Genomic DNA, 26,356 nt, shown 5'->3' with positions numbered 1-26,356 from the left:
TATCATTCATCATTCATCATTAACTATGTTACGGTCCTATTACAACGCAAACGTCCGGGAGGCTGGGCTCGATGAGGTGGGCAGGGGGTGCCTGGCGGGGCCGGTGGTGGCTGCGGCCGTCATTCTGCCGCCGGACTACAGCCACCCCGTGCTGAACGACTCCAAGCAGCTGAGCCGAACGCAGCGGGAAACGTTACGGACCGATATTGAACGCGATGCGCTGGCCTGGGCCGTAGCAGAAGTCTCTAACGAAGAGATCGACCGCATCAATATCCTGAAGGCCAGCTTTCTGGCTATGCACCGGGCGGTCGACCAGCTTACGGTGCTGCCGGAGCATCTGCTGGTAGACGGGAACCGGTTTGTCAACTATCCGCTTATCCCGCATACCTGCATCGTTAAAGGCGACGCCAAATTCCTGTCGATTGCTGCGGCTTCGGTGCTGGCGAAGACATACCGGGACGACCTGATGGAGAAACTGGCACTGGACTTTCCGCACTACGGCTGGGCGCAGAATGTTGGGTACCCTACGCCCCTGCATAAAGCGGCCATTCGGGCGCACGGCCCCTGCCGCTACCACCGGATGAGTTTCCGGCTGGTATGAAAAAATCCAGCACACATGCCAACTGTTTTGCCGTGTTTGGGGTCTATAGAGCACTGAAGCAGATACTGTTATGATAAAATATGTACTTTTTGTGGTAGTACTGGGGGCTTTCGCGACCTGCCGACCCAAAGCTACCCAGCCCATCACGCCCCTGGATGGGTCAGATTCACTCACAACGGCCTCGAAGCAGGATAGTTCGCCGTCGGCCAATCCGGCCGGTTTCCGACTGGTAGAGTCCCGTTACCGGACAAACGCCGGCGTGTCGGTGACGGCATACAGCTATAATGCTTTTGGCCGGTTACTGGCTATCAAAAGCGGACCTGACCAGACAGGTAGCCAAACCTTATTTAAGTGGATAAACGACCGGGTGCTCCGCACAGAGCAGTATTACACCAACCCGCCCTGGTCCAGTTCTATCCAAACAGGCTTACCCCTCAGGCTGATGTCCTACACTGACACGGAATACGGTTCTGACGGCTTGATTCTTTTCACAAAAAATTACCTGGTACAGGACGGCAAACCCGACTACCGCAGCTACAACACTCACCAATACGACTCGGGCGGGAGCATCGTGCGTTCCAACGTGTACGGGCTGGATGACGGACTTTGGTCGTATAACACCTATGCTTACGATGCCCGCGGAAATGTAACAACGGAAAGATACTATTCTACCCAGGAAGGCGCTATCAAACTCATCAGCACAACGACGTATGAGTACGACAACAAACCAAACCCATTCGCTACCACGGGCCGGAACTACATCATCATGGACCGAAACCTCAACAACATTACCCGAAAAAGATACGTCAGAGAGTTTGATGTACCCGGTGTACCACGGACCACAGAGGAGCGCTGGACCTACACCTATCGGGCAGATGGCTACCCTGGCAACGTAACGTATCAGGACGGCAGCCGGGAAGAATTTGTGTATAACCGGTAAGCTTATGCTTTGGCCCGCTTATACAGCGGTACGGTACTGCACGGCTCACCAAACATCAGCGTTTGCACAACGGGTTTCAGAATACGGGTAATCTCTACATAAGCGGCCGTCGGCACGGGTACTTTGCTGCATCCTTTTATCACCACACGGCCGTCACGGTAATCTTCAGGGTTGATCCGGGCAATGGCGTCAAAATACAGCTTTTCCTCCAGGGCGTTCAGGTCGCCGAACACCACCATATTCGCGTAGGGCTGAAGTTGAAGCGTCAGAAGCATATACGCCCAGGTCGGAATAATAGCATCTTCTGTGCAGGTGATGGCTACGTTTTTGCCGGCATACTGGCTCCAGTCATGGGTTTTCAGGAACTCCCGGAGATCTTTTTCCTTCAAAATCAGGCCCATGTAGAGGTTGTCTTTCAGGTCGTAGACAACCCGCTCGCCGGGGTGGTAGTACTCTTCCAGATCGAGGGTAACAAGACCGCTTTTGGCAACGCGGTTTACAATTGGTTCGGTTTCCATACTGATGTACTTTCTGCCCAAACAACGTAAGGCGTCAGTGGAAAGTTTGGGAATTGGCCGAATGGTCTTAGATTTGGTCATGCCTGTATTTTGCGCACAACTCATTTCCGTACTGCTGCTGCTCGGCCTGTGTACCGCCTGCCGTACCAGCCGGTACACAGGCCAGCCAGGATCGAAACCCCGTGTGCTGGTGCTGACCGACATGACCAGTATTCGCACCGGCGAACGGGAGCCGGACGATGCCCAGTCTATGATCCGGCTGCTGTTATACAGCAATGATCTCGATCTGGAGGGTTTCGTTGCCTCCTCCAATCTGGGACATGGCCAGCAAATCCGTCCCGAACTGATCCATGCGTTGATTGATACGTACAGCCAGGTCCTGCCCGCGCTCAGGAAACACGATTCAGGCTATCCGGCTGCGGAGCAACTTCACGCCCTTGTCAAAAGCGGCCAGCCTATTGCGGCACCAAATCTGCCTGTGGAGGCCTCAGTTGGTGAAGAGAAAGATACCGAAGCTTCGGCCTGGATTATCCGCCGGACCGACGAAGCCGATAACCGTCCGCTGTACGTGCTGGTGTGGGGTGGCACGGCCGACCTGGCGCAGGCACTCTGGCGGGTGCGCCGGGATCGGACGCCGGAGCAGGTAACGACCTTCTGCCGGCGGCTCCGCATCCATGCTATTTATGACCAGGACCAGACCGCTACCTGGATCAAGGCAAACTTTCCGGATGTGTGGTATGTCACCCGCACGGCCGGCATACGGGGCATGTACCGGGGTGGTGATACGTCGCTGGTACGCTCAGCCTGGGTGCGCCGGCACATTCACGGGCATGGGGTGCTGGGCGACAGCTATCCGGATTACAAAGGCGGGGATATCTGGTCAAGGCGATTAGGTGGTTTCACCGGCACCAAAGAAGGCGATACGCCCTCCATGCTGGCTATGCTAACCAATAACGGGCTCGACAATCCCGACCGGCCTGAACTCGGCGGCTGGGGCGGCCGCAGCATTCCCGACTCAGTGCCCAACCGCTACGTAGATGCCATAGACCTGCCTACAAACCCCGATGACCCTGACCCGCGCATGAGCAGCGTCTACCGCTGGCGCCCGGCTTTTCAGGCCGATTTCCAGGCCCGGCTGGACTGGTGCATCTTACCTCCCGAATCAGCCAATCACCGGCCCGTCTCCGCTCAGCCCGCCATCCGGCAGATTCAGGCCCGGCCGGGACAGTTGTTAGAGATAAAGCCCAGCCGCTGGCGAGACCCTGACAGGCATTCCGTTGCCCTCCGGTGGGAAGTCTATCCACCAGACCCGAACGTACAATTCCCAGCCGAAACCGGGCCGATCTTATCCGTTCGCGCTCCTCAGCAGCCCGGCATGTACTGGCTGGTTGAAATAGCCACCGATAACGGCTCACCAGCGCTTACGAGTTACCGGCGGGTAGCGTTACTTGTGAAGTAGAACAGATCCTCACACCACGCCTTTTCCGGTCTGTAGGAAACAGGCATAAAAAACAAGAGCCTGACAACGGGCCAGGCTCCTGTTTGCTGCCATAAAAAATTATAAATTCTGCTTCTTCATCTCCTTCACGGCATAGTCGACCGACCGGGCGGTCATGGCCATATAGGTCAGCGACGGATTTTGCGTAGAGGTGGAGGTCATGCTGGCTCCGTCAGTGACAAAGACGTTTTTCACCGCATGCATCTGATTCCACTTGTTGAGCAGCGACGTTTTCGGGTCTTTGCCCATTCGGACGCCACCCATCTCGTGAATATCGAGGCCGGGGTTGCGCTTATCGTCGCGGGTGCGGATATTGGTGAAGCCGGCAGCCGTAAACATCTCGGTCATCTGCTCCAGGTAATCCTTCACCATTTTATCGTCGTTGTCGTCGTAGGCCACCGAAATGCGCAACTGCGGAATGCCGAAGGGATCTTTCAACGACTGATCCAGCGCTACGAAATTGCTTTCTTTCGGAATGGTCTCGCCCATCATGTGCGAGCCTACGTACCAGCCACCCAGCGAGGGCTTATGCAGATTCTCTTTCAGACTGGCACCAAGCCCTTCCTGATTGGTGCGGGAAGCCCGGCCTGCCGAGAAACCGGCTGCGTAACCGCGCAGGAAGTCGGTCTCCTGCTTGTACACGTTGCGGAACCGGGGAATATACGGGCTGTTGGGCCGGCGACCTTCCGTGGTCGAATCCAGAAAACCATCGTACTCGCCGGAGATACCCGCCCGGTAGTTATGGAAGGCCACGTACTTACCCAGCAGGCCGTTGTCGTTGCCTAAGCCGTTGGGGAATCGGCTGGAGGTCGAGTTCAGCAGGATCAGGTTGGTGTTCAGCGCGGCCGCGTTCACGAAGATGATGCGGGCGTAGAACTCCATCATCTGCTTGCTTTCGGCATCGATCACGCGAACGCCGGTCGCTTTTCCTTTTTTCTCGTCGTAGATGATCGAATGCACCACCGAGTTCGGCCGCAGGGTCATTTTACCTGTCTTAGCCGCCCAGGGCAGCGTAGACGCATTACTGCTGAAATAGCCACCGAACGGACAGCCCCGCTCGCAGATGGTGCGGTGCTGGCACTGCGCCCGGCCCTGCTGCAAATGAATTGGCTGCGGCTTGGTGATGTGCGCGGCCCGGCCCATAATCACGTGGCGGTCCTTGTATTTGGCCGAAATCTGCTTCTGAAAATGGCTCTCGACGCAGTTCCACTCGTGCGGGGGCAGAAACTCGCCGTCGGGCAGCGTATCCAGCCCGTCTTTGTTGCCGGAGATACCCGCAAATTTCTCCACATAGCTGTACCAGGGCGCCAGGTCTGCGTAGCGGATGGGCCAATCGACGGCATAGCCATCGCGGGCGGGTCCCTCAAAGTCGAAGTTGCTCCAGCGCTGCGTCTGCCGCGCCCACAGCAGCGACTTACCACCCACCTGGTAGCCCCGAATCCAGTCGAATGGCTTCTCCTGCACGTAGGGGTGCTCGGCATCTTTGACAAAGAACTGGGTAGTGCCTTCGTAAAAAGCGTAGCACTTGCTGATGATGGGGTTGGCTTCCTTAACAGCCAGCGGTAGCCGGTTACGGTGCTCAAACTCCCAGGGGTTCATCATGGTGGTGGGGTAGTCGACCACGTGTTTTACGTCGCGGCCCCGCTCCAGCACCAGCGTTTGCAGGCCCTTTCCGGTTAGTTCTTTGGCAGCCCAGCCGCCACTGATGCCCGAGCCGATCACGATGGCATCGAACGTATTTGCTTTGATTGAATCTATATTAAGATTGGCCATTCTTTTGAAGGGTTTGAAGTTTGAAGTCTGAACGGGGCCGGCCGGTAGTCTGTAGTTGAGCTGGCGCACGTTTAACTTCAGACCGCCGAGCGGCCCCATTCAGACTACAAACTTCAGACTATTTTTTATCCGTTAACGCCTTAGCAGCCACCGGCACGCAGCCGTGGTAGCGGCCGGGTACCATTTCGTATTTGGTGATGTTGGTCATGACATATTCTGAGGTCATGTAGCCTTGAATGGTCAAGCTTTTAACCAGGCGGTAAAAGCTTTTCTGGTCGGCATCGATAGCCTGCTCCAGTTGCTTCAACAAGGCAATTCGCTGAGTTTCGTCCAACGAGCCAAATGGTTTTCCCGCGGTTTGTTTCGCCAGGCTCTCTACGGTGGCCAGGCCTTTTGTGACGTTATCCTGCACGGATTTCTCGTAGCAGTCGGCCACCATTTTCTGAATAAAGGAGTGAACGCCGAGCGCTTTAGCACCCGGTGTATCGGTGGCGGGAATGATCGTCTCGACAATGTCGGCCAGGAGGGCGTCCTGAGCCGGTGTAAGAAAAGGGGGAAGCGATGCTACCGAGGCCTTATTCCAGCCGTCGGCCCAGGCCGGCAGACTCATCAGACCGCCGAGGGCGACCGCCATGTTTTTGAGGGCTACTCGTCTTTCCAAAATACGATAGGGATTATGGGGTATGTTGTATTTTTCAAATTAGTCGGAAACGGCAGGAAACGTATAGTCTGTCAACTTACAAGACTAAAAGCCTGATTTCACCGTGTAAAGTTCCGCCTTTTTGTTAAAACCATTATAAAAATAGTCGCTTTTTGCCACCTGTTCAACGATTGATAGGCAGGAAAAGTATGAATTTTAGGGGAAATACGGTTGGGTTTAGGGGAAACCCCAGGAAGCAGTGGGCAGATTGAAGCAGACAGGTTGTGAGAAGTTACTGTCCTGTAAGGACAAGCGGTTTAAAGTATCTGCGGTTCTGTGTTATGTATAACTGCCTCGTAGAGGCCAGCCTTGAATGGCTTGTGCCTACAGCACAGTGGGGACGCCCACGAACAGGTTTTCTATAAACCGTCGGCTCCTACGGAGCGTACCACAGAGAAACTGCGGCAGCACTTCTGCCTACTGTCTACTGCCCTCTTCCCCTACTGCTAAACCAGCCCTTCTTTCATGGCTTTCAGGATGGCTTCGGTTTTGGAGTTGACGTGGAGTTTGTCGTAGATATGCCGGATGTGCGACCGGACGGTGTCGATGCTGATGTGCAGTTCGTCGGCAATGAGCTTGTAGCTGTAGCCGGATACCAGCCCCTTAATAATGTCGAGTTCCCGGGCGGAGAGGTTGTAGTCTTCGGTTTTGGCCGAGCGCTGCTGCTGAAAGAATTGGAGCACTTTGCGGGCAACGTTGGCCGTCATGGGCGAGCCGCCTTTATGCACGTCAAAAATAGCTTCGACAATCTCCGACGGGGGCGTATGTTTCAGCAGGTAGCCGCTGGCTCCGTTGCGGATGGCCTGAAAGATCTTTTCTTCATTGTCAAACACCGTCAGCATCATCACCTGCGTTTGCGGAGCAATGGCTTTTACCACCGGCACGGCTTCGATACCGCTCATACCGGGCAGGTCAATGTCCATTAGCACCACATCGGGTTGCAGCGTCCGGATCTCTTCCTGAATGTTGCGGCAATCGGCAAAAGCACCTACCAGTTCAAGCTGCGGGGTGGCCTGCAACAGAAAAGTGATGCCCTCGCGCAGGTTTCGGTTATCTTCGTAGTAAACAACTTTAATCATTGTCTTGAGTAATCAGACTCGGGTTAACAATTCAATGCGTGTGCCCGCACCGGGGGCCGCTTGAAGCGTGAGTTGCCCTTTGATTTCGTTGGCGCGTTTCTGGAGGTTTTGCAGGCCGTTGCCCTGGCGAACCGTTTTGGGGTCGAAGCCCCGGCCGTTGTCTTCGATCACCAGTTTCAGGTGCTTGCCCACTACAGTCAGGAATACGTTAATGGTGGTGCAATCGGCATATTTGACAGCATTGTTCAGACTCTCCTTGAAGATCAGGTACAGATTCCGACGCTGCTCTACGTTCAGCCGGGTCGAGTGGAATTTGTCGGATACGTCCATCATAAACCGGATATCTCTGGCTTCGGCCATTTTCAGCCCGAACTCCCGCATCCGGGTGACCACATCTTCCAGGCTGTCGTATTTGGTCTGAATGGTCCAGATAATATCCTGCATCGACTCGGAGAGCGTGGTGGCGCTGGTGCTGATGCGCTGCAGAATGGGCACGGCTTCGGGCCGGACGGGCTGAATCTGCTGCTGCACCACATCGCTGAAAATCCGGATGCTGCTGAGCGTAGAGCCCATATCATCGTGCAGGTCGGTGGCGATGCGGTTGCGGATACCTTCCAGCTTTTGGCGCTGCGCTTCGCGGTTGCGGTAAACGGCATATCCGGCGGCAGTCACCACCAGCACGCACAGCAGCTGGAACCACCACGTCTGGTAATAGGCAGGTATCACCCGCACTCCCAGTTCGAGGCCTTCCTGGTTCCAGACCCCATCGTTGTTGGCGGCTTTGATCCGAAGCGTATAATTGCCCGGTTCCAGGTTTGTGTATGTAGCCGTGCGGGCGCTGGTATTGACCCAGCCTTTATCAAAACCCACCAACTGATAGGCATACTGATTTTTTTCGGGCTGGCTATAATTCAGGGCCGCAAACTCTACCGACAGGGAGTTATCACCGGGATGCAGTGCAATCAGCCGGCTATCATCCAGCGTTCGTGGCTGGTTATTCACCAGGACCGAGGTGACGGCAACAGGCGGAGGCACCGTATTACGGGCCAGACGCAGCGGGTCAAAATAGTTAAAGGCATTGATAAAGCCAATAAACAGTTCGCCCTGGGCGTTCCGGCTCATGGTGTTGACGCTGTTGCTGATAATGAAGTTGGAGAACAGACCGTTGTCTTTCTGGAAGTACTGAAATTCGCCGGTTTCCGGATTCAGCCGGTGCAGATACGTGTCTGTTGCCAGCCAGAGTTGTCCGGCTTTGTCTTCTTTCATGGCCAGCACATGATCGGCCATCAGGCCGTTGTCAGAATTGTAGGTCTTTGTTACCCGGCCCGTGGTGTCCGCCTGCGCCAGAAAACCAATGTTGCCGATCCAGAGCCGGTCTCTGGAATCGACAGAAAACGTAATGAAGATCCGGTCGGAGAACCGGAGCGAGGTATCGGCCAGACGCAGCGGTATCCGCACGGCCTCGGTACGTTGTGCCTCATAGCGGAACAGCCCGGCTACGGTATAGACCCACATACGGCCCTGAGAGTCGTCGCAGAACTCATAGATCCGGGGGGCGTTTTCGTTATTAACTGATTCCGGAAGCGGTCGGGGCCGCAGTTGTCCCGTAGCCGGGTTGACCGAATACACCTGACCAGCCGATGAAAACCAGATCTGACCGGTGCGGTCGATGGCCAGGTCGAATACGTCGTTCAGGTTTTTCTGCTCTGCCTTTGGAGCCCAGTCGTCCTTGTACAGCCAGGTATTGTGTTGGGGGTCGTATTGGACCAGGTTATAAGGCATCGACAGCCAGATGATGCCCCGCTTATCCTGTACCATACGAAAGAACCCCTGCTTCAGCAGCCCCCGTTTATCCATGATCCGGGTGAAGGTATCCAGTCGGCGGTTCCATTTCCAGAGCCCCTCCTGCCGGGTCCCGATCCAGTACAGATCCGGGTTCAGCCGGTCCTGGCTCACAAAGCGGACCCGTTCGGTCCGGCCACCCTGGGCCGGGATGGGCAACCACTTACGCTTTACTTTCAGGGCATACGGGTCAAGTTTTTCAATGCCCCACTCGGTACCCATCCAGATTACCCCGGTTTGCTCGTCGCGGTAAAATACCGCTACCGGTGAGCCGTTGTGCGATAACGGATCGCGGGGCTCCGGCCTGACCACGGTATATTGCAGCGTAACCGGATCAAGGCTGAACAAGCCCGTTTCGCCCCCTCCACCCCAGAAGAACGGCCGACCGTCGGGTGTGCGGTCTTCGCAGAGCGAATGGATATTGGTCAGCTTGTCGGGCACATCGGTAAACCGGTCGTGCGCCGGCTCATACCGCAGCAGACCCCGGCCCAGGGTGAAGAGCCAAAGCTGCTGCCGGCTGTCTTCAAACAGGTTAATAGCCTGCAGATCTGATTGCGGGTGCCGGCTGTCTCGGCCCAGCACGTAGGTGTATTGCCGCCGGGCCGGATCGAACCGGTAAATAACCCCCTCCGTAAACACCCAGAACGTATTCCGGCGATCGATGTAGAGCCGTACCGATTGCGAATGGGCGTTCTGCGGCAGGGGGTACACAGTCAGTTGCAGCGTTTTCCGGTCGATGCGGTATAGCTGATCGACGCCGGAAAACCAGCCGTAGCCTTCTTTGTCGAGGATCAGGGGATACACCACATCGTTGTCGCCGATCTGATCCCGGTTCGGAGGGATCACGATCTGCCGGAACGCTTCGCGGTCGGGGTCCAGCCGACAGAGTCCCAGGTTGGTGGCCACCCAGATTATGCCGTCGGGGTCCAGGGTCAGCCCGATGATGTAATTACCCGGTAAGTCTTTCTGCTTACCGGCCCGGCGGTAGACTTTAAACCGCTGGCCGTCGAACCGGTTCAGGCCGTTGACGGTACCGAACCACATAAAGCCCCGCCGGTCTTTCAGGATACATTTTACCTCATCGTTCGACAGGCCCTGATCGGTGGTGTAGTGCAGAAACGATATATCCGTCACCTGAGCACCCGCCGGCCCTGTCGGGAACAGAAAGCCCACGATCAGCGCCAGCCAAATGCCGCTACCCATTGCCCGCCTGACCGTCTGTTTTATTCGGTTCATACTCAAAGATACAACACCCGGCGTTAAGCTGCCCGCCGGTATTGCTGCAAAAGTGGCCATCGGTGGCTAAAAAGACAACGGCATCAGGGTCGCATAAAGATGTGATTTGCTTAGTTTAGCGGCCAGACTTAACCCCCACCACCATGCTTGAATTAACGGAAGTCATCGGCGGTTTCTTATTCTGCTCCGTAATCATCGTTTTTGCCGGTTCGCGGCTTTCTTACTACGGCGACATCATTGCCGAACAGACGGGCCTGGGCGGAGCCTGGTTTGGGCTTATTCTGATGGCCGCCGTTACCTCACTGCCCGAGCTGATTACCGGCCTGAGTTCGGTTATTTACGTAGGGGCACCCGACCTGGCGCTGGGTGATGTGTACGGCAGTTGCGTATTTAACATGCTGATTCTGGCCCTGATGGATTTGTTTATCCGGGATAAGATACCGGCCGTCAGCAAGGTGAGCGTCAACCACGCGCTGGCGGCTGCGCTGAGTATTATCCTGGTTGGCTCCACGGGTTTTTCGCTGCTCTATCAGGAGCACATCCCTACACTGGGCTGGGTCAGCATCGGCAGTCTGCTCTCGCTGACCATTTATGTGATGGCCATTCGGATGGTACAACGCCACGAAGCCAATATTCAACACGAACAGACCGCAGCCGAGCAGATAACGAGCCATCCGGTTGCGCTGAAAACGGCTATTACGCGCTACATCTTTTTTGCCTTGCTGGTAGTAGTATCGGCCATTTTTCTCCCCTCCTTTGCCGAGCGCCTGGCCGAGACTACAGGCCTGCAACAAGGCTTTGTAGGCACCTTATTTCTGGCAACCACCACTTCCCTGCCCGAAATGGTGGTCAGTATCTCAGCCATCCGGATCGGGGCGTTCGACATTGCCGTGGGGAACCTGTTCGGCAGTAACCTGTTCAACATCGGTATTCTGGCGATCGACGATATTGCCTACACCAAAGGGTCGATTTTTACCGAAGCGTCGTCGGTGCATATCGTCTCCATCCTAGCCACCATCATCATGGCCTCCATTGCCGTTACCGGCCTTATCTTCCGGCCGCAGAAGAAGCGATTTGTGCTCGCCTATGGCTCGCTGCTAATGGTCATCACGTATTTCTTCACCATGTACCTGCTGTACCGGTCCAACCTCACGCCCTAGCCATAAGTTGCTGATTATACCTATTTTTCAGGTGAAGCATCCAAACCGGCTTTTTATACGTACTATTATTTGAGACTTATTTCATCTTATTTCTTCACCCTAAAATTCAAATCTGTATGAAAGCCGGCGTACTTCTTCTAAGCTTTGCTCTAAGCACGGCGCTATTTACCTCCTGCCAGCAGCCAAGTGCCACTCCTGATTCAGGAAGCCCGGCAGCCAGCGCCCGGAAAGGGGTTCAGGACAATTTTACGGCCCACCTGACCGCTGCCCAGGAGGTTCGGACCCCACCGGTAGAATCGAAAGCGCAGGGGCAGGGACTATTACGATTCAGCAAAGACGGCACCGAGGTTTACTTCAAGCTGATCGTCTCCAACCTGACCGACATTACCATGGCGCATTTGCACAAAGCAGTGGCCGGGCAAAATGGGGGTGTTGTCGTAGACCTGATTATGATGCCCGGCATTCCCGGTAAGTCAAACGGGGTCATAGCGGAGGGCACTTTCACTGCTGCCAGCCTGAAAGGCGCATTAGCCGGTATGACGCTCGAAAGTCTGCGTACAGCCTTGCAAAATGGCGAAATCTATTTCAACGTTCACACCAAAGCGTATCCGGGTGGCGAAGTTCGCGGGCAGGTCGAGTAGGGCTTAAACCCAATGCGGGGAGCCGGTTGCCAGAACCGGCTCCCCGCGTTTATTTTCGGGAGGATGCCTCAGAACGGATACCCCACCGCTACGTTCAGGATCAGGTTATCCCGGCGCCAGGCACGGCTGCCGGGCGCAATTTCGTCGAACACCCAGCGCTGGTCTTCGGCGAGCCAGGGCTTGCGCAGGGGGAAAGCCAGGTCGAAACGCAGCACAAAAAACGACAGGTCGATGCGCAATCCAACGCCGGTACCTACTGCCAGTTGCTTATAAAACTCTTTGGTAAATTTAGAGCCCGGTCCGTAGGTTGTTTCGTCGGCGTACATCCAGACATTACCGACATCCAGAAACAAGGCCCCCTGCAAATACTGCGTCAGGCGCTGTCGCAGTTCGGTGCCAAACTCCAGCTTTACATCACCGCCACCATCCTGCAACAGCAGTATCCGCTGGCCGCCGGCGGTGCGGGAGTACGAACCAGGACCAACCGCCCGGGGCCGAAACGCCCGCAGACTGGTACTCCCCCCGGCAAAATACTGCCGGATAAACGGCAGCTGGGGCGCATTGCCGTAAGGCGTATTACCATAAGGAATACCGATTCCCGCAAAAATCCGGTTGGCCCAGGTTAAGCCGGGATTCAGGTGGAAGTAGTGGCGGTTGTCAATATCGGCCCGGAAGAATTGGGCAAACGGCACACCAGCTATTGTTTTGTTTCCATCCTCATTTCGGTTCTGGATTAGCAGGCCCGCCAGATTACCGGCCGGCTCCAGATTGACATTCAGCCGGTAGGTATACGCACCTGCGGTGCGGGGTGATGAGTTGAAGTTGAAGGAATAGATTGTACTTAAGATAAGTTGCCGGGCCGTCAGCACATTGAAATACTGCTGAAACGTAGCCGGGTCGGCATCCAGCAGCAGGTCGATAAACCGGTCAGTAATACCAAATGTATTGACGTAGTTGATATTAAACGGCTGAAAGGTATGCTCCAGCCGGAAGTCTGTACGCCAGATATAGCCAAACGACGCTTTAACCGAGTTCAGGTTATACAGGGTTCGTCGGGAGATAAATTCGTAACCGAGCTGCACATTTGTTTTAGGCAGCACCTGCCGTCGGTCGTAACGAAACCGGAACGGCAACACCAGCCGGGGGAAGGTCAGATTAGCTTCGAGGCCAAGCCGGTTGTTGGTAACGGGCTGCACTCCTCCCCCGATCTGCACCTCAAAACCGGCCGTGCCGTTGATGGTCAGCAACTCGGCCCGGCGCAACGCATTGCGGTTACGCCAGCTCAGCGTAAGCTGTGAACCCGCCAGGTTGTTCGATTTGGTCAGGCCGGCAATTTCCAGCCGAACCGATTTTTTGGGATAGGGCGTCAGGTAATAGTGTACGTCCAGCACGGCCGAGTCACCCTGTAACGACGGCTCAAAGCGATTTCGGGCAAACTTAAACGTACCCAGACTGATTAGCCGCGACAGCGTGAGGTCCTGAATCCGGCTGTTGTAGCGCATACCAGGCCGAAAACCAATTACATTGGCAAACAGCTCCGGTTTATAATAATTGCCTGGATCAACAATCTGCAGTCCCTGATAGGCAGTAGCATTTCGCTGGTTTGTATCTCGTTCGGCACCCCGTATACTGTAACTGGGGTACACGTAAATATCCCGGATTTGGTACGGAATTTCGGCCGCTTCCGGCATGTCGGGCTTCAGGGCGATATATATCCGAACCCGGTGGTCGCCCGTCGTACTATCAACCAGCACCGCTACGTAATTAGGCTGGAAATAATAGAATCCTCGTCGGTGGAGCATTTCACTGATTCGCTCCTGTTCGGCTTTTATAACCTCAAACCGGTAGGGGTTACCGACTTTCAGCAAGGACCGGTTGCGAATGGCGACCAGCTCTTTCCGGATGGTGGTGGAATCGATCAGAAACCTTACGGAATCAATGTAGTACCGGGGTTGTACGGTCGCTTCGTAAATTGCCCTGGCCTGGTATCCTTTTATTTCCTCCAGCCGCCCATCGACCGCTGACCGAAAGTAGCCTTCGTTTTCAAGAAACGCCGTCATTACTGTCTTGTTAGACGAAATGGCTTTGGCACTAGCCAGCACCGGCGGCTCTCCCAGCTTTCGGCGAAACCAGGCCCGGAAGTCGTTCTCCCGACGCGGCTCACCCATCAGGTAATAGAGCCATACTTTATACGGGTAACCGAACAGCGTTTTGTTGGGCTTTGGCCGGGCCAGCTCTTTCAACTGCCCCTTAAGCGTTTTCTGCTCGGCAGCCGATACGCCTGAATCGCCTTTAACATATATATCCGTGCCAACATACAGGCGCTCATTGGCCGGCAAATGTTTGGCTACATTACAGCCTCCCAGCAGCATTCCACCGAGTAATAAGCCAAGCAGCGCTATGCCGTATTGTTGTTTCATAGGTCTGGTTCGCTTCCCTTGTTAAATAATTGGCGCAGCGTATTGTAATCGAGGGTGATGACAAACCCAATACCGGTTTCAATGACAAAGCCCTCCAGTATGGCCTGGTAGGCATTGTTGCGGTAGGCCCGCAGCATATAGCGGCCATCGCGGGTCAGGCTGTAGGTGATCGATACATTGTCAAACAGTTCGGAAGGGTTTCGGCCAATGGCGGTATTGTTCTGCAACACAAAGTTGCGACCTACTGCCACATTCAGCCGCCCCTGTAAAAAGCTCCGCGATAAGCCCACGTTGAGGTCGGTCCGGGTAGCCGGCGCGGCACCTGTTCCTGCGTATGAACTAGACATCAGGTCGAAGTCGACGTTAAACCCTTGCAGCACGTTGGACGCCATCCGCTGTAACTGCTCCGACAGCAGTTTGCTGACACTGTTGCGGGCCAGGTTTTCGGCTCCTCCGCCATCGCCCGAGCCGGAAAAGAAGTTGGAGGTATTCTCCGAAATAAACCCGTTCAGCACCAGCAGGGCAAATACCTGCTTGTTGATCTGCGATTCATCCTGCCGCAGCATGGCTAGCTTATCTTTCACCGTGCGGACCACCGCGGCAGTAGAGACAAAGCTCTTCTCGGGTACGATAATGTCGAATTTGATATCCGGATTCGACAGGTTACCGCTCATCTTCAACAGCACCTGGAACGGGATTTTCTGCCGGGCCTCGGCCGGTATGGGCTGGGTCGATTCGTTGGCAATCAGATCAGCCGGGGTAGCCATTGTCTCATACACGGCGGTAATGTTGACATCGGCCCGCATTGGATCGCCGGAGAAGTTGATGTAGCTGCCCTTCTGAATCTGAAACTGCCGCTTTAGTACCTGATAGGTCATTTCGTACTCACCCTCGGTAACATCGTAACGGCCGTACACATTAACATCCCCGCTGGCGCTCATCTCTACGTTCAGCCGGGCATTGCCGCGGGCACGGAGGTAATCGCCATTCAGTTCATCCACCACAATCGTGATCTCCGACCGGTCGGTCGCTTCCAGATTCAGCGAGATATTGGTATTGGTTACATTATCGAACGAGAGCCGGGCCTGGGTAGTATCGGGTCTGGGCCGGGTGAGGTATTTCTGCAAAGCCAGCGAATCGGCCGGATCAATAAAAATGACCGTCTGCCGGGCTTCATTGACATCCATCGACTCGTCGGGCAGCACAACCGTCACTTTGGCGTTGTCTTCCAGTCGTATGTTCCCCACAATGGATGGCGTACTGCCGCTACCACTGACCCGGAGATTACCGGTGACGGCGGCATTACCGTACAAATAATCATTGTCTTTACGGGCCGCGTCGAGCACCAGGAACTTTTCTGCCCGTATCCGGAGGTCATAGTTTACCTGATCGGGCAACGACTTTAGCGTTACCGTACCATTGGTGGTCAGCGTACGCCCCAGCGTATCAGTCACATCGAAATCCTGAAAAGCAATGGTCTGGCCGTTCAGCCGCAGCGTTTCGCGGTCGATCCGGTACGTAGTGTTAAGCTGCGCGATATTAAAAGCAACCGAATCAAACGAAACGGTTCCGTTCATCTGGGGTGAGCTGGGCGATCCGGTCACGGTAAACTGTCCGGTAAGCTGTCCTTTCGCCTGGCGGAGTTCTCCGAAGCTGAAAGCCTCTACGGTGCGGGCATCCAGCCGCTCCAGATTTACCCGGAAATTCAGCGGCTGTGTTTCCGATGAAGGATTGTACAAGCCCGTCACCTGCGCCTGGTTATACGGCCCCGACAGGTTGGCGGCTACCTGAATCTGGTTATCGGCCGTGTTGGTCATACGGGCCGTCAGGGTGCCTATCGGTTTTTCCATGACAGTCAGACTATCGACCCGCACATCACCCGTGAACGATGGGGTTCCGGTGATGTCGCGGACAATGACATCGCCGTTTAAAACCCCGCCGATCAGGGTAGAATCCTGATTGGCCAGGGCCGCCATCTCCGATAGCCGAAAGTCCTTCGCTGCTACGCGTAAGGGGGCACCGGGTCTGGGCTCCACGCTGTTCAGCGTCAGGATCTGCCCTTCGGAGCGGATGGTAAATTGCTGCGCCAGAATACCGTCTTTGCCGTACTGCACAAAGCCCGCGGTATCGGCCTGCCAGGTATGGTAGTTAGTCAGCAGCCCATTCCGGCTCAAATTCAGCCGGTAGTTATTGTCTATAATGGCTAACCGGCCAGCCAGGCCGTGCTGATCCCGGCCGGCCGAATCTTCGGTAACGACCGAGAACTGTAACTGGTTGTCGGCCGCCGTACCCGTTAGCCGGGTTTCGTTCAGGCTCAGGCTCTGGGTCTGGACCGCATTGATCGTACCGTCGATATTGAGACGGTCGTTCACCGCAACCAGCGACAGGGTTGCGCCCTGCACCACGGTGGTATCGTATTCGACAAGGCCTGTGCGCAGATTGGCGGCAAAGGTAGTATCCCGCACATTATCGATATATCCATTCAGCCGAACGGTGTCCATGCGGGTCAGGCCCGGCACAAATGCCTGCAGCAGCGGATGCTGGTAGGCTTTCAGCTCGATATTGGCGCTGTAGGGCGGCTGCACCGGATTATAGGTCACATCCGGAATCTTGAAATACTTGCTGAACTCGCCGATAAACATATCCGGCAGTTGGGTGTACTGAAACTCCCCGTTCAGCGCAATTTCGCCGAAGGGCACCCGCGCCATCAGGATCTTCCGGTTCTGATCGGTATCGGCTACCAGGTATAGCGAATCGATGGGGTAGGTTTTACCGTCCAGCGTTACAGAAGCATTGCGGGCCTGTAGCCGGCCCTCCGGCGCGGTCGGATTGGTAGAAGCGAAGTCGACGGTAAAGACTCCGCTCATGGCCAGCGGCTTTTCGTATAGCTTCAGAGCGTTAAGGTCAAGCTTCTGAATGGCTATTTCGCCTTCTACACTCGGATACGCCTGCTTCAGCCCCACCTCCGTATCCAGGTTGATCTGCGCATTTGGGTCATTGAGCCCACCCCGCACCGTCAGCATACCCTGCACCAGTTGTCCTTCTACGTCCAGATTCTGGTAGCGGTAGCCGTTCAGGGTGGCTTCGCTTACATTGACGTCGAAGGTGGTATTCATGGTGTTCGGGTCCAGGCCCTGCCCGTTAAACGTAGCCCGGCCGCTGATGGGGCCATACTGCTGCGGGTTTTGCAGAAACTTACCGGCATCCAGACTTGCCAGCGTCAGGGTTCCTTTGTAGGCCTGCCTCCGGCCCGTATAGAAGCCCCGCAGGGAGCCATCGTACGAGGCAGTTCCCCAGCCGCCGGTCTGTATCTGCGCATCCAGGTTTATGTTGTCGAGTTTCCCCTGAATACGACCGGTCAGCCGCAGGGCGGGCGGTAAGCTGAACGAATCGGGCAGGGTGTTGGGCGGCACCAGCCGGTTCAGGTCGGCGCGGTTGGTGCGGGCTTCGGCGAGGGTGATGTTCATCACCAGCCGGTTCGGGTCGGTCACGTTGCGCAACTGGCCATTGGCCCGGATGCGCGTATCCGTCAGCGTAGCCACATCGAACGTTGGAATGTTGAGCGAAGCCGTAGTACCGACGGCCCTGGCGTTGATGCGGAATACCGCGTTTCGGTTACCGGCAAACGGTGGGGTATCGGCCAGCGTGGGTACCAGCCGCAAAATATCGGCCACCGCCACAGAACTCTGCCGCAAATTCATGTTAACCACTACCTGGCTGGAGGGATTGCTCAATTGCCCCAGCGAATCATAGCGAAGCACCAGTTTATCGCGCAGCAGGGTACCGGGAGTTTTCAGGTAAAACCGGGTCAGCGCGGTCATGGTGTCGCTGTACATAAAATCGGCATCGAACCGCTGCAGCACAAAGCCGCTTTTCTCCCGAAACTGGGCCTGCCGGATTTTTCCATACATCTGCTCCGGGCTGTAGTAAATGCCCTGTCCCATCAGGCCGAAGCGGGTAATATCCAAATTAGCAAAATCGATGCCCGACGGCTGAGGACGCTGATTCTGATCGGTGTACCGGATGCGGTTGCTGTCCAGCCGGATCTGCCCAATCTTCACTTTCCAGCCGGCATCCTGCGCTTCGGGCGATTCGCGGTTGGGCGGAGCAGCCGTTCGGACTTGTTTCTCCTGCAAAGCTGAAATATCGGCCCCCGCCAGATAAAACGACCGGATAGCTGCCTGCTGACCATCCAGATGAAAATAGTCGGCCGTCATATCCAGCCGGTCTACTTTCCCTTTGGTTTCAAAGCCGGCGCCGTCGGTACGCAGATCCCACCGAACTCCCCGGACTTTCCAGTGACCGAGCGCCAGATCGAGCGTATCCGATGATTTTGGGGTTTTCTGGCTGGTGCCTACGCCTTCATACATCCGGGCAGTCGCATTCAGGCCATACACCTGTACGCTATCCAGGCGGTAGCGCGACCGCTGTAGGTTTACCTCATCGAACCGGGCCCGCATACTATCCAGAAAGAAGTTCGAGTCCATCCCGACTACATCGTCATGGTATCGGATACGCACATTATTGAACCCCACCAGCGTCAGGCTCAAATCCAGCGGAGCCGCCGACGTATCGCGGGTGGTCGTAGTATCGCCGGTATCGAAGGCATCGACCAGAAACTGAAAGTTGTAAGTGGTATCGGGCAGAGTTCGCTTGATGTACAGCCGGATGTTATCCAGCTGAATATCGTTGAGGGCTACCCGGTTCTGAAGCAGCCCCCACATATCCAGGTTGACGTACATGCGCCGGCCGTACAGCAGCGTATCGCCTTTGGGTGTTTCGAAATACACATTTTCGAGGGCAATCCAGTCGGGCAGGCGGTAAGTAATGCTGCCGATCGAGAACGGCGTTTTCAGTTTTTTGGCCAGGTACCGATTTACCTGCCGGGTAACAAACTGCTGCCCCAGGGGGGTTACCGCAATAAAGCCCAGAAAACCGGCTACCAGGAACAGGAGAGCCAGAATGACGTATAAAGCAGTCAGAAAAAATCGTTTCACAGTGCGTCGAGTTTACCAGCCGTTATCCAGGAGCCGGTTGTCATGAAGCAGTCGGGCCCCAGCAGGAGTGTCTTTGACCCTATCATGCTTCAGGACAAATACGAGAATAGCAGCAGCCGTGTTGCATGCTGTTTCCGGGTTTCCTATCAAGTAACTTATGTTAGCTGGATAATGTTATCGACTGGTCTAAAAACCAACTGATGAATAGAGGATAATCTAAAAAAAGTAAAATCAGGGCCAAATTCGTTCCAAAAAACTGACCCAGTTCTTGTACGCAAACTGGTCAATAGCCTGTTGGGAGTAGCCGCGCTGTCGCAACAGGTCGGGAAGCCGCTGCAGGTCGGCAATGGAGTCGAGGTCGGCGGGACACTGCTCGTTGCCGAACGCACCGTCGAGGTCGGAGCCGATGCCGATGTGGCTGGCGTTGCCGGCGAGTTGGCAGATATGGTCCACATGGTCCAGGATGCGTTCCAGTTGCAGGCCGGCCGACTGGGGTGTTGTCTGGCCACGAATCCAGCCCGGCACCATCATCCAGGCATCGAGTACTACGCCGATAACGGCTCCCCGCTGGATTAACTCCCGCACTTGTGCATCGCTAAACTGCCGCTGGTGGGGCACCAGCGTCCGGCAGTTGTTATGGCTGGCCCAGACGGGGCCGTGAAATACATCGAGGGCCTCCCAGAAACTGGTATCCGACAGGTGGGTAGCATCCAGAATAATGTTCAGCCGCTCCATCTCCCGCAGCAGTTCCCGGCCCTTTGCGCCAATACCTCCTTCCGAATCGGTACCGAACGCATACGTACCTGGCCCATAGTGCGCCGGCCCGACCGCCCGCAGCCCCTGCGCATAGGCCCGCTCCAGGTACGACAACTCGACAATGGAATCGGCCCCTTCCAGGCTCAGTATGTACCCTACCGGCAGCGTACTGGTATCTTCGGCCTGCTGCCAGCGGGTCAGGTGCTGCCGCAGACCAGCCCGGTCGGTAATCTGCACCATCTCGCCCGCATCTTCCATAGCCCGGTACCAGGCCAGCTGCCCCTGGGTTTGCGCCCAGGCCTGCGCCGGCGAATGCCAGCCGGGAATAGGGTTACCGGGTTTCACGTACCGGGCAATCTGCGTAGCCACGCATAAACCGATCCCCCCCCTTCGCATCGCCGGCAATGACACAACGCCCCTTCCCCGATCCGGTTTGTCGGTCAGATGACTTTCCCGCGCCCGAATAGCCGCCAGCGGCTGCGTCAGGTCGCGGTTCCATTCCAGCGCGTTCATGGCCAGATCGAGGTGAGCGTCGAAGAGCATCGGATTATGTATTCTGCGTGGCAGACCTATAGGTCTGTAGTAAAGTAAGAAACTGAGGATCGTTCCGATAGGGTGCATACGCTTCGTTCTCATCCTGAAATTCCCAGGCCGGAAACCCTTTCTCCAGCGCAATTGTCAGGTTATCGAAGAACAAGTCGCGGTCACCCATCTGCGCGTAAATTTCGGCTATAGTTGCATACGCGTACAAATGATCCGGGTTTATTTCAATGGCTTTCCGGGCATCCTGTAAGGCCTCCTCGAAGTGGCCCAACTGACGTCTGATGTCGCTCCGGCAATTGAAGGCATCAGCATAGTCCGGCTGCAGGTAAATCGCCATGGTATAGTCATCAATAGCCCCTGTCAGGGTGCCGACTTCCTCCTTCACCTGCGCCCGGTTGTAATACGCTTCGGCGAGGGCCGGGTTTATCTCAATGGCCGAATCGAAATCGGCAAAAGCGCCTTCAAAATCCCTTACATTGCTCCTGGTTATAGCCCGGTTTATGTAGGCCGTAGCCTCATTTGGGTTCAGGCTGATAGCTTTGTCGTAATCACTTAACGCTCCCAGATAATCACCTCGCTCGTCTTTGACAATACCACGACCGGTATACGCCTTATCGTCATCCGGGTTTAACAGAATGGCCTTTTCAAAAGCGGCTATGGCTCCGGCAAAATCTCCTTTTTTACCTTTGGCTATACCTTCATTGGTATACATATCTGATGGTGTCATTTTGCCGGCCTTATATAGGTTATCAATATTACCGCTGAGGCACCATCAGCCAGTCTTTATTTGACCGTTACCATCAGCTTGTACATCTCATCGGCGACGAGCTGGTTACCGGCGTCGTTGAGGTGAACGCGGTCGGTGGTGAGGATGCCTTTTTCTTCGTTTTTCGGGTTGTTCTTCAGGTTATAGTCCAGAAACGCCTTGCGAAGGTCGCAAAGGGGCAGGTTGTTTTTGGCGGCCAGTTCGCGAATCAGAGCAGAATACCGGTTCAGGTCACCATCCTGATCGTTGGAGTGGTCGGTGCGCTCACCAATCACGGCGGGCGTTACCAGAATGACCTTGCTGCCGTTGGCCTGAAGCTTTTTGATGATGGCTTCATAAAAGCGAACGAATTTATCCGGGTCGGTGCCGGTGCCATAGCTACGCTTGTGCCAGACATCGTTGACGCCAATGTAGATAAAGGTCAGGTCGGGTTTCTTCGCCAGCACATCATCCTCCAGCCGCAGAAACAGGTCATACACCTTATTACCGCCAATGCCGGCCCCAATGAGTTCATATTCGGAGGCCAGGTTCTGCTTCGCCAGCATACCGTTCAGCCGGGTAATGTAGCCGCCGGGGTTCACACCCGCCTGCGTGATGGAATCGCCAAAAAAGATGACCCGCCTGGGACGCGCCACAAAAGCCGTAGTTAGCAGCAAAGCACAAATCAGCAGGATATAGGAAAACAAACGCATAAGATACCGTTTTTATCCTGATAAGACAGGCACAGCCGCAAAACTACTGACGAGCCGGTTAATATTGCAACCGGCGCTTGCGGGAAGCGATGGTCCAGCACCCGGCTCGGCGGCCCTCTTCGATTACGTGAGCTTCATCGTGCAGCGCTACCGTGGGGCAGATGTGGTAAGGCACACCGTACAGCACATCGCCTACCCGAACGGTTTCCCAATTGTCGACCTGCAGCACCAGATGTTCTTCGCTCTGGCCGATGACGTCGTAGCCGGCCAGGTTCAGAAACTGAACCCTCTTAGCCAGTGGGTTTTCGGCCGCCACGGCTTTATGCCCCAGATCGGTAGTGACTATTCCTTCGGCGGGTTTTGAGATAATGCGGGTCAGCAGCAGGGCCGCCCAGTTGAAGTGCTGATCGGGCAGGCCATCGGCATAGCCCCAATCCCAGAACAGGCAGGTGCCGGGGCTGCACCAGACATCTTTCCGCTTGGCATGAACGGAGAAGGTAGGCGTACCACCTACAACCATCATGGGATAAAGCAGTCCTTTCCGTTCCAGCTTATCGGCTACTACCCGCACCTGGGCAAAGGCTTCATCGGCCTTCGCTTTGCGGGTTTCATAATCGGAGTCACGAAAATGCCCGTCATAAATATGGAAGCCCCGGATGTCGAACCGGTCATCCTGACTTAAATCGTGGTAAAGCTGTCCGAGCGCCCCATTAACCAGGTGCCCGGTGCGGTTCATGCCATTGTTGACATCCACGTAGATGACGGCCTTGCGGTTAATAGCCGAAAAAGCCTGCCCCAGTTCGTCTGCCGATTCGTAATTATCGACCAGCGACGCCCAGTCGATCTGCGGAAATGCCTGCACCAGGGCCCGGAACCGGTTGATTTTCGGGCCGGTCAACTGGTAGGCCAGCAACACATGCTGGGCACCGGTGGTAGCGAGCATTTCGGCCTCGGCAATGGTGGCACATTTGAACTTAATAATGCCCGCGTCGAGCTGCATCTGCACCACCTCGGCCATTTTATGGGTTTTCACGTGGGGAATGAGCCGCTCGGTATGCCCCCCCACCATGTCAATCATCGTTCCGATATTCCGGGCAATCCGATCAGGATACACCAGCAAGGCCGGTGAATCGATCTGCTCCACATGCTGAACGGTGTACCAATTTTCTTCCATATTCACACTCCTGCGCTTGCCTCAGAATCTGTTCCGAATAAAACAACGGGGTCAGGCTACCCGGCCAGTTCAAACACGGCTTCAATTTCTACCGGAATATTTTCGGGTAACGACCCCATGCCAACGGCACTGCGAACGCCTACCCCATTATCTTCGCCCCACACGGCAGCAAACAGTTCGCTGCAGCCGTTGATGACGTACGGATGGCGCTCAAAGTCCGGAGTGGCATTGACCATACCTAACACTTTTATTACCCGTTTAATTCGGTTCAGGCTCCCCAGATTTTCTTTTAGGGTCGATAAGATGGCTAATCCTACCTGGCGGGCCGCCAGTTTGGCTTCATCGGCATCCATATCGACCCCCACCTTACCGATGATCCGGCTGCCATCATCCCTGACGGTACCGTGGCCGGAGACATACAAAAAAGTATGCACTGTCAGGCAGGGTTTATACACGCCCATCGGCTTCGGGGCCGGCGGCAAAGAGAGGCCCAATCGGGCAAATCGTTCGTCTGGTGTCATAGATGTAGACCGGGATTATATTCCGGTTTTTTAAATGTACTCCGGATTGTAAATCCGGCTTCTTATGAATTGTAATTGCGTTTAGTTGGCCCAAAGATAAGCGTTTGGCGCAGGCAGCGGCTTCCGGACCGGAACGCCGGTGCGATTACAATCCGGGGTACGGCGTCGGTTTACTTCTTCAGAAACCGCCGGGCATCCATAGCTGTTTGCTGCGGTAGCTCCTCCATAGGCACATGCCCGGCGTTCGGGTACACGATCAATGTATCGTCCGGCAAATCGTCGTGAAAGCGATAGGCGGTGAGAATCGGTATCAGTTTATCCGTTTGCCCCCACATAACCAGAGTCGGTTGCTGAATCTCCGGAATCCGTTGCCAGGCACTGTCGGGCTGGTAGGAGCGCCGGACAAAAGCCCTGCGGTTACCGGCCCGCAGCATCATATCGTAATACTGCTGCACCAGTGTATCGGTCACCTGGCCAGGGTCAGCATACACATTTTCCAGACTGGCGCGGAAAAGCAGTTTGGGCGTCAGTCTGGAAAACACATCACGAACCACCGGAATACGGGCCAGCCGGAACGCAATCGGCACCGACTCCGACTGATTTGGATACCCGGCCGCATCAATCAAAATCAGTTTCCGCACCCGCTCCGGGTAGCGCAGGGCAAAACGCCAGGCTATGGCTCCACCCAGCGAATTACCGGCGAGGTCGCACCGCCGAATGTTCAGGCGGTCCAGAAAAAACGACAAAAATTTGGCGTAGTACTCCGGCGAGGCTTCATTGTTAGGGTGCGGCCCCGTCAGTCCATACCCCGGCAGGTCGAGCCGGATTGTGCGCGTATCGGGCCTGAAGTACGGTATCCAGCCGTTCCAGGTCAGCAGCGATGCGCCCGTACCGTGCAGCAGCACCAGCGGGACCGAATCCAGCGAAGCACCCTCGGCCCGGTAGTGTACCGGCATGCCGTCGATTTCCACCACATGCGAAACCGGCGTCTTATACTGCTCCTGAAGGGTTTCCACCGGAATATCGGGCCGGTACAAGGCGGCTATGGCGATGATAAACAGCAGCGCCAGTATGAGCAGTATCCGTTTCATAGCCCCTTACACAAACAAGTCCAGCACCAGCACCCCAAATAGCCCAACCACCGACACAATGGTCTCCATAACCGACCAGGTGCGGATGGTGTCTTTGACCGACAGGTTAAAATATTCTTTGAACAGCCAGAAACCAGCGTCGTTGATGTGCGAAAACATCAGGCTGCCGGAGCCGATGGCCAGCACCATCAGTTCGGGCTTGATGGGCTGCTGCTGAATGAGCGGCAACACAATTCCGACCGTGGTCAGTCCCGCTATAGTGGCCGAGCCGATACAGACCCGAATAACGGCCGCGATGCCCCAGCCCAGCAGCAGGGGCGATATCTGAACACCACTCAGGATTTCGCCGATGTATCTGCTGGTACCACTGTCGTTAAAAATCTGCTTCAGCGCCCCGGCCCCGGCAATGACCAGCAAAATGGGAGCAACCGCTTTGATGGCTTCTTCCAGGTCTTTCATAACGGCTTTCATTGTCTGCCCCCGCTGCAGACCGAGCACATACACCGCCACCAGCACCGAAATCAACATGCCCATATATGGCTCGGCCAGTAGGGTAATCAGTTTTCCGATGAACGAATTGGGCGAGAAATAGCCTTTTAGGGGACCAAAGACGGTGAGCATCACCACCGGCAGCAACGCCACAAAAAAACTGACACCCACGCCCGGCAAATCGGTATTGGGTACGTCTTTGATGTTGTAAATATCCCGGTCGGGGCGGGGGTTATATCGTTTCAGGGTTTTGCCGAAAAGCGGGCCGGCAATAACTATGGCCGGAATGGACACAATGAGCCCGTACAGCAGCGTGGTGCCGATATTAGCGTTAAGCTGGGCGGTAATAGCCGCCGGCGACGGATGCGGGGGCAGGTACCCATGCGCCACCGACAGGGCCGACAGCATCGGAATGGCAACGGTCATCATCGGCAGGCCGGTCGAAATGGCGATGGTGAAAATCAAAGGCACTACAATGATAAACCCGGCATTGTAGAACAACGGAATACCAATGATAAAACCGGCCAGCGCCAGCCCCCAGTGAATATACCGGATGCCGAACCAGCCAATGAGCACGTTGGTGATGCGCCGGGCGGCTCCGCTCTCAGCCACCAGCCGGCCCAGCATGGCCCCGAACCCGATAATCAGCACCAGATCGCCCAGTGTACCGCCAATGCCGGTCTGAATGGATTTGCCAACGGCAGCCACATCCATACCGGCGATTAACCCTAAGCTGATGGAAACGAGCAGAAATGAAATAAATGTATCTAACTTGATATACAGGACCAGAAAAACCAGGGCCAGAATCCCCAGGAAGGTTAGAACAAGTGGCATTGGGTCAGGGTATGTTGGATTACGATTAGTGGGTTGCCGCCGATGGGTATTTACCCCTCCACCGACAAATGGCGTAAGTTAGCGT

Annotated in this window: 19 protein-coding genes; 5 read left to right on the top strand and 14 right to left on the bottom strand. The window is 55.5% G+C overall.

Annotated features, from left to right (window positions below; genetic code table 11):
• Positions 1-25: 25 nt before the first annotated feature.
• Together rnhB and ABD931_RS12310 are read left to right on the top strand one after the other, a co-directional pair.
• Positions 26-601 (top strand): ribonuclease HII, encoded by a 576-nt coding sequence (rnhB, locus tag ABD931_RS12315; RefSeq protein WP_345267468.1) that lies wholly within the window; start codon positions 26-28, stop codon positions 599-601.
• 70 nt (positions 602-671) lie between these two features.
• The gene (locus ABD931_RS12310; protein WP_345267466.1) at positions 672-1,541 is read left to right on the top strand and encodes a hypothetical protein; all 870 of its coding nucleotides are present in this window, start codon (positions 672-674) and stop codon (positions 1,539-1,541) included.
• 2 nt (positions 1,542-1,543) lie between these two features.
• Here the strand turns inward: ABD931_RS12310 and ABD931_RS12305 are convergent, their stop codons facing one another.
• Positions 1,544-2,059: a DUF2480 family protein gene (locus ABD931_RS12305; RefSeq protein ID WP_345267464.1), complete on the bottom strand. Its 516-nt coding sequence runs from the start codon at positions 2,057-2,059 to the stop codon at positions 1,544-1,546.
• A 79-nt stretch (positions 2,060-2,138) separates the two neighbouring features.
• Between ABD931_RS12305 and ABD931_RS12300 the strand changes: the two genes are divergently transcribed.
• Entirely contained in the window at positions 2,139-3,518 is a 1,380-nt protein-coding gene (locus ABD931_RS12300; protein WP_345267462.1) for a DUF1593 domain-containing protein, read from the top strand.
• A 99-nt stretch (positions 3,519-3,617) separates the two neighbouring features.
• On the opposite strand, the gene ABD931_RS12295 is transcribed toward ABD931_RS12300, so the two are convergent.
• The 4 genes from ABD931_RS12295 to ABD931_RS12280 all read right to left on the bottom strand — a co-directional run bounded on the left by ABD931_RS12295 (position 3,618) and on the right by ABD931_RS12280 (position 10,187).
• A complete protein-coding gene (locus tag ABD931_RS12295; RefSeq protein WP_345267460.1) occupies positions 3,618-5,330 on the bottom strand; it encodes a GMC oxidoreductase in 1,713 nt (570 codons plus the stop codon).
• Between the two features lie 118 nt (positions 5,331-5,448).
• Complete coding sequence (locus tag ABD931_RS12290; RefSeq protein WP_345267455.1) at positions 5,449-5,991, bottom strand: gluconate 2-dehydrogenase subunit 3 family protein; 543 nt, start codon at positions 5,989-5,991, stop codon at positions 5,449-5,451.
• Positions 5,992-6,476: 485 nt separating this feature from the next.
• Complete coding sequence (locus ABD931_RS12285) at positions 6,477-7,109, bottom strand: response regulator (RefSeq protein ID WP_345267453.1); 633 nt, start codon at positions 7,107-7,109, stop codon at positions 6,477-6,479.
• A 12-nt stretch (positions 7,110-7,121) separates the two neighbouring features.
• Positions 7,122-10,187 carry a ligand-binding sensor domain-containing protein gene (locus ABD931_RS12280; protein WP_345267451.1) on the bottom strand — a complete coding sequence of 1,022 codons (3,066 nt, stop codon included), beginning with the start codon at positions 10,185-10,187 and terminating at the stop codon, positions 7,122-7,124.
• A 143-nt stretch (positions 10,188-10,330) separates the two neighbouring features.
• On the opposite strand from ABD931_RS12280, the gene ABD931_RS12275 reads away from it, so the two are divergent.
• Positions 10,331-11,347, top strand: coding sequence for a sodium:calcium antiporter (locus ABD931_RS12275; RefSeq protein WP_345267449.1), 1,017 nt, complete (start codon positions 10,331-10,333; stop codon positions 11,345-11,347).
• Between the two features lie 116 nt (positions 11,348-11,463).
• Positions 11,464-11,988: a CHRD domain-containing protein gene (locus ABD931_RS12270; RefSeq protein ID WP_345267447.1), complete on the top strand. Its 525-nt coding sequence runs from the start codon at positions 11,464-11,466 to the stop codon at positions 11,986-11,988.
• Between the two features lie 68 nt (positions 11,989-12,056).
• Here the strand turns inward: ABD931_RS12270 and tamL are convergent, their stop codons facing one another.
• From tamL to ABD931_RS12225, 9 genes are all read right to left on the bottom strand, one after another.
• A complete protein-coding gene (gene tamL / locus ABD931_RS12265) occupies positions 12,057-14,408 on the bottom strand; it encodes a translocation and assembly module lipoprotein TamL (protein ID WP_345267445.1) in 2,352 nt (783 codons plus the stop codon).
• The gene (locus ABD931_RS12260; protein WP_345267442.1) at positions 14,405-19,405 is read right to left on the bottom strand and encodes a translocation/assembly module TamB domain-containing protein; all 5,001 of its coding nucleotides are present in this window, start codon (positions 19,403-19,405) and stop codon (positions 14,405-14,407) included. The genes tamL and ABD931_RS12260 overlap by 4 nt, the downstream gene beginning before the upstream one ends.
• Before the next feature lie 231 nt (positions 19,406-19,636).
• Positions 19,637-20,704, bottom strand: a complete 1,068-nt coding sequence (locus ABD931_RS12255; protein WP_345267440.1) for a dipeptidase — start codon at positions 20,702-20,704, stop codon at positions 19,637-19,639.
• A 4-nt stretch (positions 20,705-20,708) separates the two neighbouring features.
• Positions 20,709-21,416 carry a tetratricopeptide repeat protein gene (locus ABD931_RS12250; protein ID WP_345267438.1) on the bottom strand — a complete coding sequence of 236 codons (708 nt, stop codon included), beginning with the start codon at positions 21,414-21,416 and terminating at the stop codon, positions 20,709-20,711.
• Between the two features lie 71 nt (positions 21,417-21,487).
• Entirely contained in the window at positions 21,488-22,162 is a 675-nt protein-coding gene (locus ABD931_RS12245) for an SGNH/GDSL hydrolase family protein (protein ID WP_345267436.1), read from the bottom strand.
• Positions 22,163-22,220: 58 nt separating this feature from the next.
• Positions 22,221-23,336 carry a D-TA family PLP-dependent enzyme gene (locus ABD931_RS12240; protein WP_345267434.1) on the bottom strand — a complete coding sequence of 372 codons (1,116 nt, stop codon included), beginning with the start codon at positions 23,334-23,336 and terminating at the stop codon, positions 22,221-22,223.
• Positions 23,337-23,392: 56 nt separating this feature from the next.
• Positions 23,393-23,857: a RidA family protein gene (locus ABD931_RS12235; protein WP_345267432.1), complete on the bottom strand. Its 465-nt coding sequence runs from the start codon at positions 23,855-23,857 to the stop codon at positions 23,393-23,395.
• A 170-nt stretch (positions 23,858-24,027) separates the two neighbouring features.
• Positions 24,028-24,948 (bottom strand): alpha/beta fold hydrolase, encoded by a 921-nt coding sequence (locus ABD931_RS12230; RefSeq protein WP_345267430.1) that lies wholly within the window; start codon positions 24,946-24,948, stop codon positions 24,028-24,030.
• 6 nt (positions 24,949-24,954) lie between these two features.
• Positions 24,955-26,271 (bottom strand): gluconate:H+ symporter, encoded by a 1,317-nt coding sequence (locus ABD931_RS12225; protein ID WP_345267429.1) that lies wholly within the window; start codon positions 26,269-26,271, stop codon positions 24,955-24,957.
• Positions 26,272-26,356 lie beyond the last annotated feature (85 nt).

The sequence above is a fragment of the Nibrella viscosa genome, from assembly GCF_039541875.1.
GTDB classification, from domain to species: Bacteria; Bacteroidota; Bacteroidia; order Cytophagales; family Spirosomataceae; genus Nibrella; species Nibrella viscosa.
Note: the sequence above shows the minus strand (reverse complement) of the source record. Positions and strands in the feature narration are given on the sequence as shown.

Coding starts and splice junctions, on each gene's coding strand:
- ABD931_RS12300 (WP_345267462.1), top strand. CDS start 2,139: ATGCCTGTATTTTGCGCACAACTCATTTCCGTACTGCTGCTGCTCGGC.
- ABD931_RS12310 (WP_345267466.1), top strand. CDS start 672: ATGATAAAATATGTACTTTTTGTGGTAGTACTGGGGGCTTTCGCGACC.
- tamL (WP_345267445.1), bottom strand. CDS start 14,408: ATGAAACAACAATACGGCATAGCGCTGCTTGGCTTATTACTCGGTGGA.
- ABD931_RS12245 (WP_345267436.1), bottom strand. CDS start 22,162: ATGCGTTTGTTTTCCTATATCCTGCTGATTTGTGCTTTGCTGCTAACT.
- ABD931_RS12225 (WP_345267429.1), bottom strand. CDS start 26,271: ATGCCACTTGTTCTAACCTTCCTGGGGATTCTGGCCCTGGTTTTTCTG.
- ABD931_RS12295 (WP_345267460.1), bottom strand. CDS start 5,330: ATGGCCAATCTTAATATAGATTCAATCAAAGCAAATACGTTCGATGCC.
- rnhB (WP_345267468.1), top strand. CDS start 26: ATGTTACGGTCCTATTACAACGCAAACGTCCGGGAGGCTGGGCTCGAT.
- ABD931_RS12240 (WP_345267434.1), bottom strand. CDS start 23,336: ATGGAAGAAAATTGGTACACCGTTCAGCATGTGGAGCAGATCGATTCA.
- ABD931_RS12285 (WP_345267453.1), bottom strand. CDS start 7,109: ATGATTAAAGTTGTTTACTACGAAGATAACCGAAACCTGCGCGAGGGC.
- ABD931_RS12280 (WP_345267451.1), bottom strand. CDS start 10,187: ATGAACCGAATAAAACAGACGGTCAGGCGGGCAATGGGTAGCGGCATT.
- ABD931_RS12230 (WP_345267430.1), bottom strand. CDS start 24,948: ATGAAACGGATACTGCTCATACTGGCGCTGCTGTTTATCATCGCCATA.
- ABD931_RS12255 (WP_345267440.1), bottom strand. CDS start 20,704: ATGCTCTTCGACGCTCACCTCGATCTGGCCATGAACGCGCTGGAATGG.
- ABD931_RS12235 (WP_345267432.1), bottom strand. CDS start 23,857: ATGACACCAGACGAACGATTTGCCCGATTGGGCCTCTCTTTGCCGCCG.
- ABD931_RS12250 (WP_345267438.1), bottom strand. CDS start 21,416: ATGTATACCAATGAAGGTATAGCCAAAGGTAAAAAAGGAGATTTTGCC.
- ABD931_RS12305 (WP_345267464.1), bottom strand. CDS start 2,059: ATGGAAACCGAACCAATTGTAAACCGCGTTGCCAAAAGCGGTCTTGTT.
- ABD931_RS12275 (WP_345267449.1), top strand. CDS start 10,331: ATGCTTGAATTAACGGAAGTCATCGGCGGTTTCTTATTCTGCTCCGTA.
- ABD931_RS12270 (WP_345267447.1), top strand. CDS start 11,464: ATGAAAGCCGGCGTACTTCTTCTAAGCTTTGCTCTAAGCACGGCGCTA.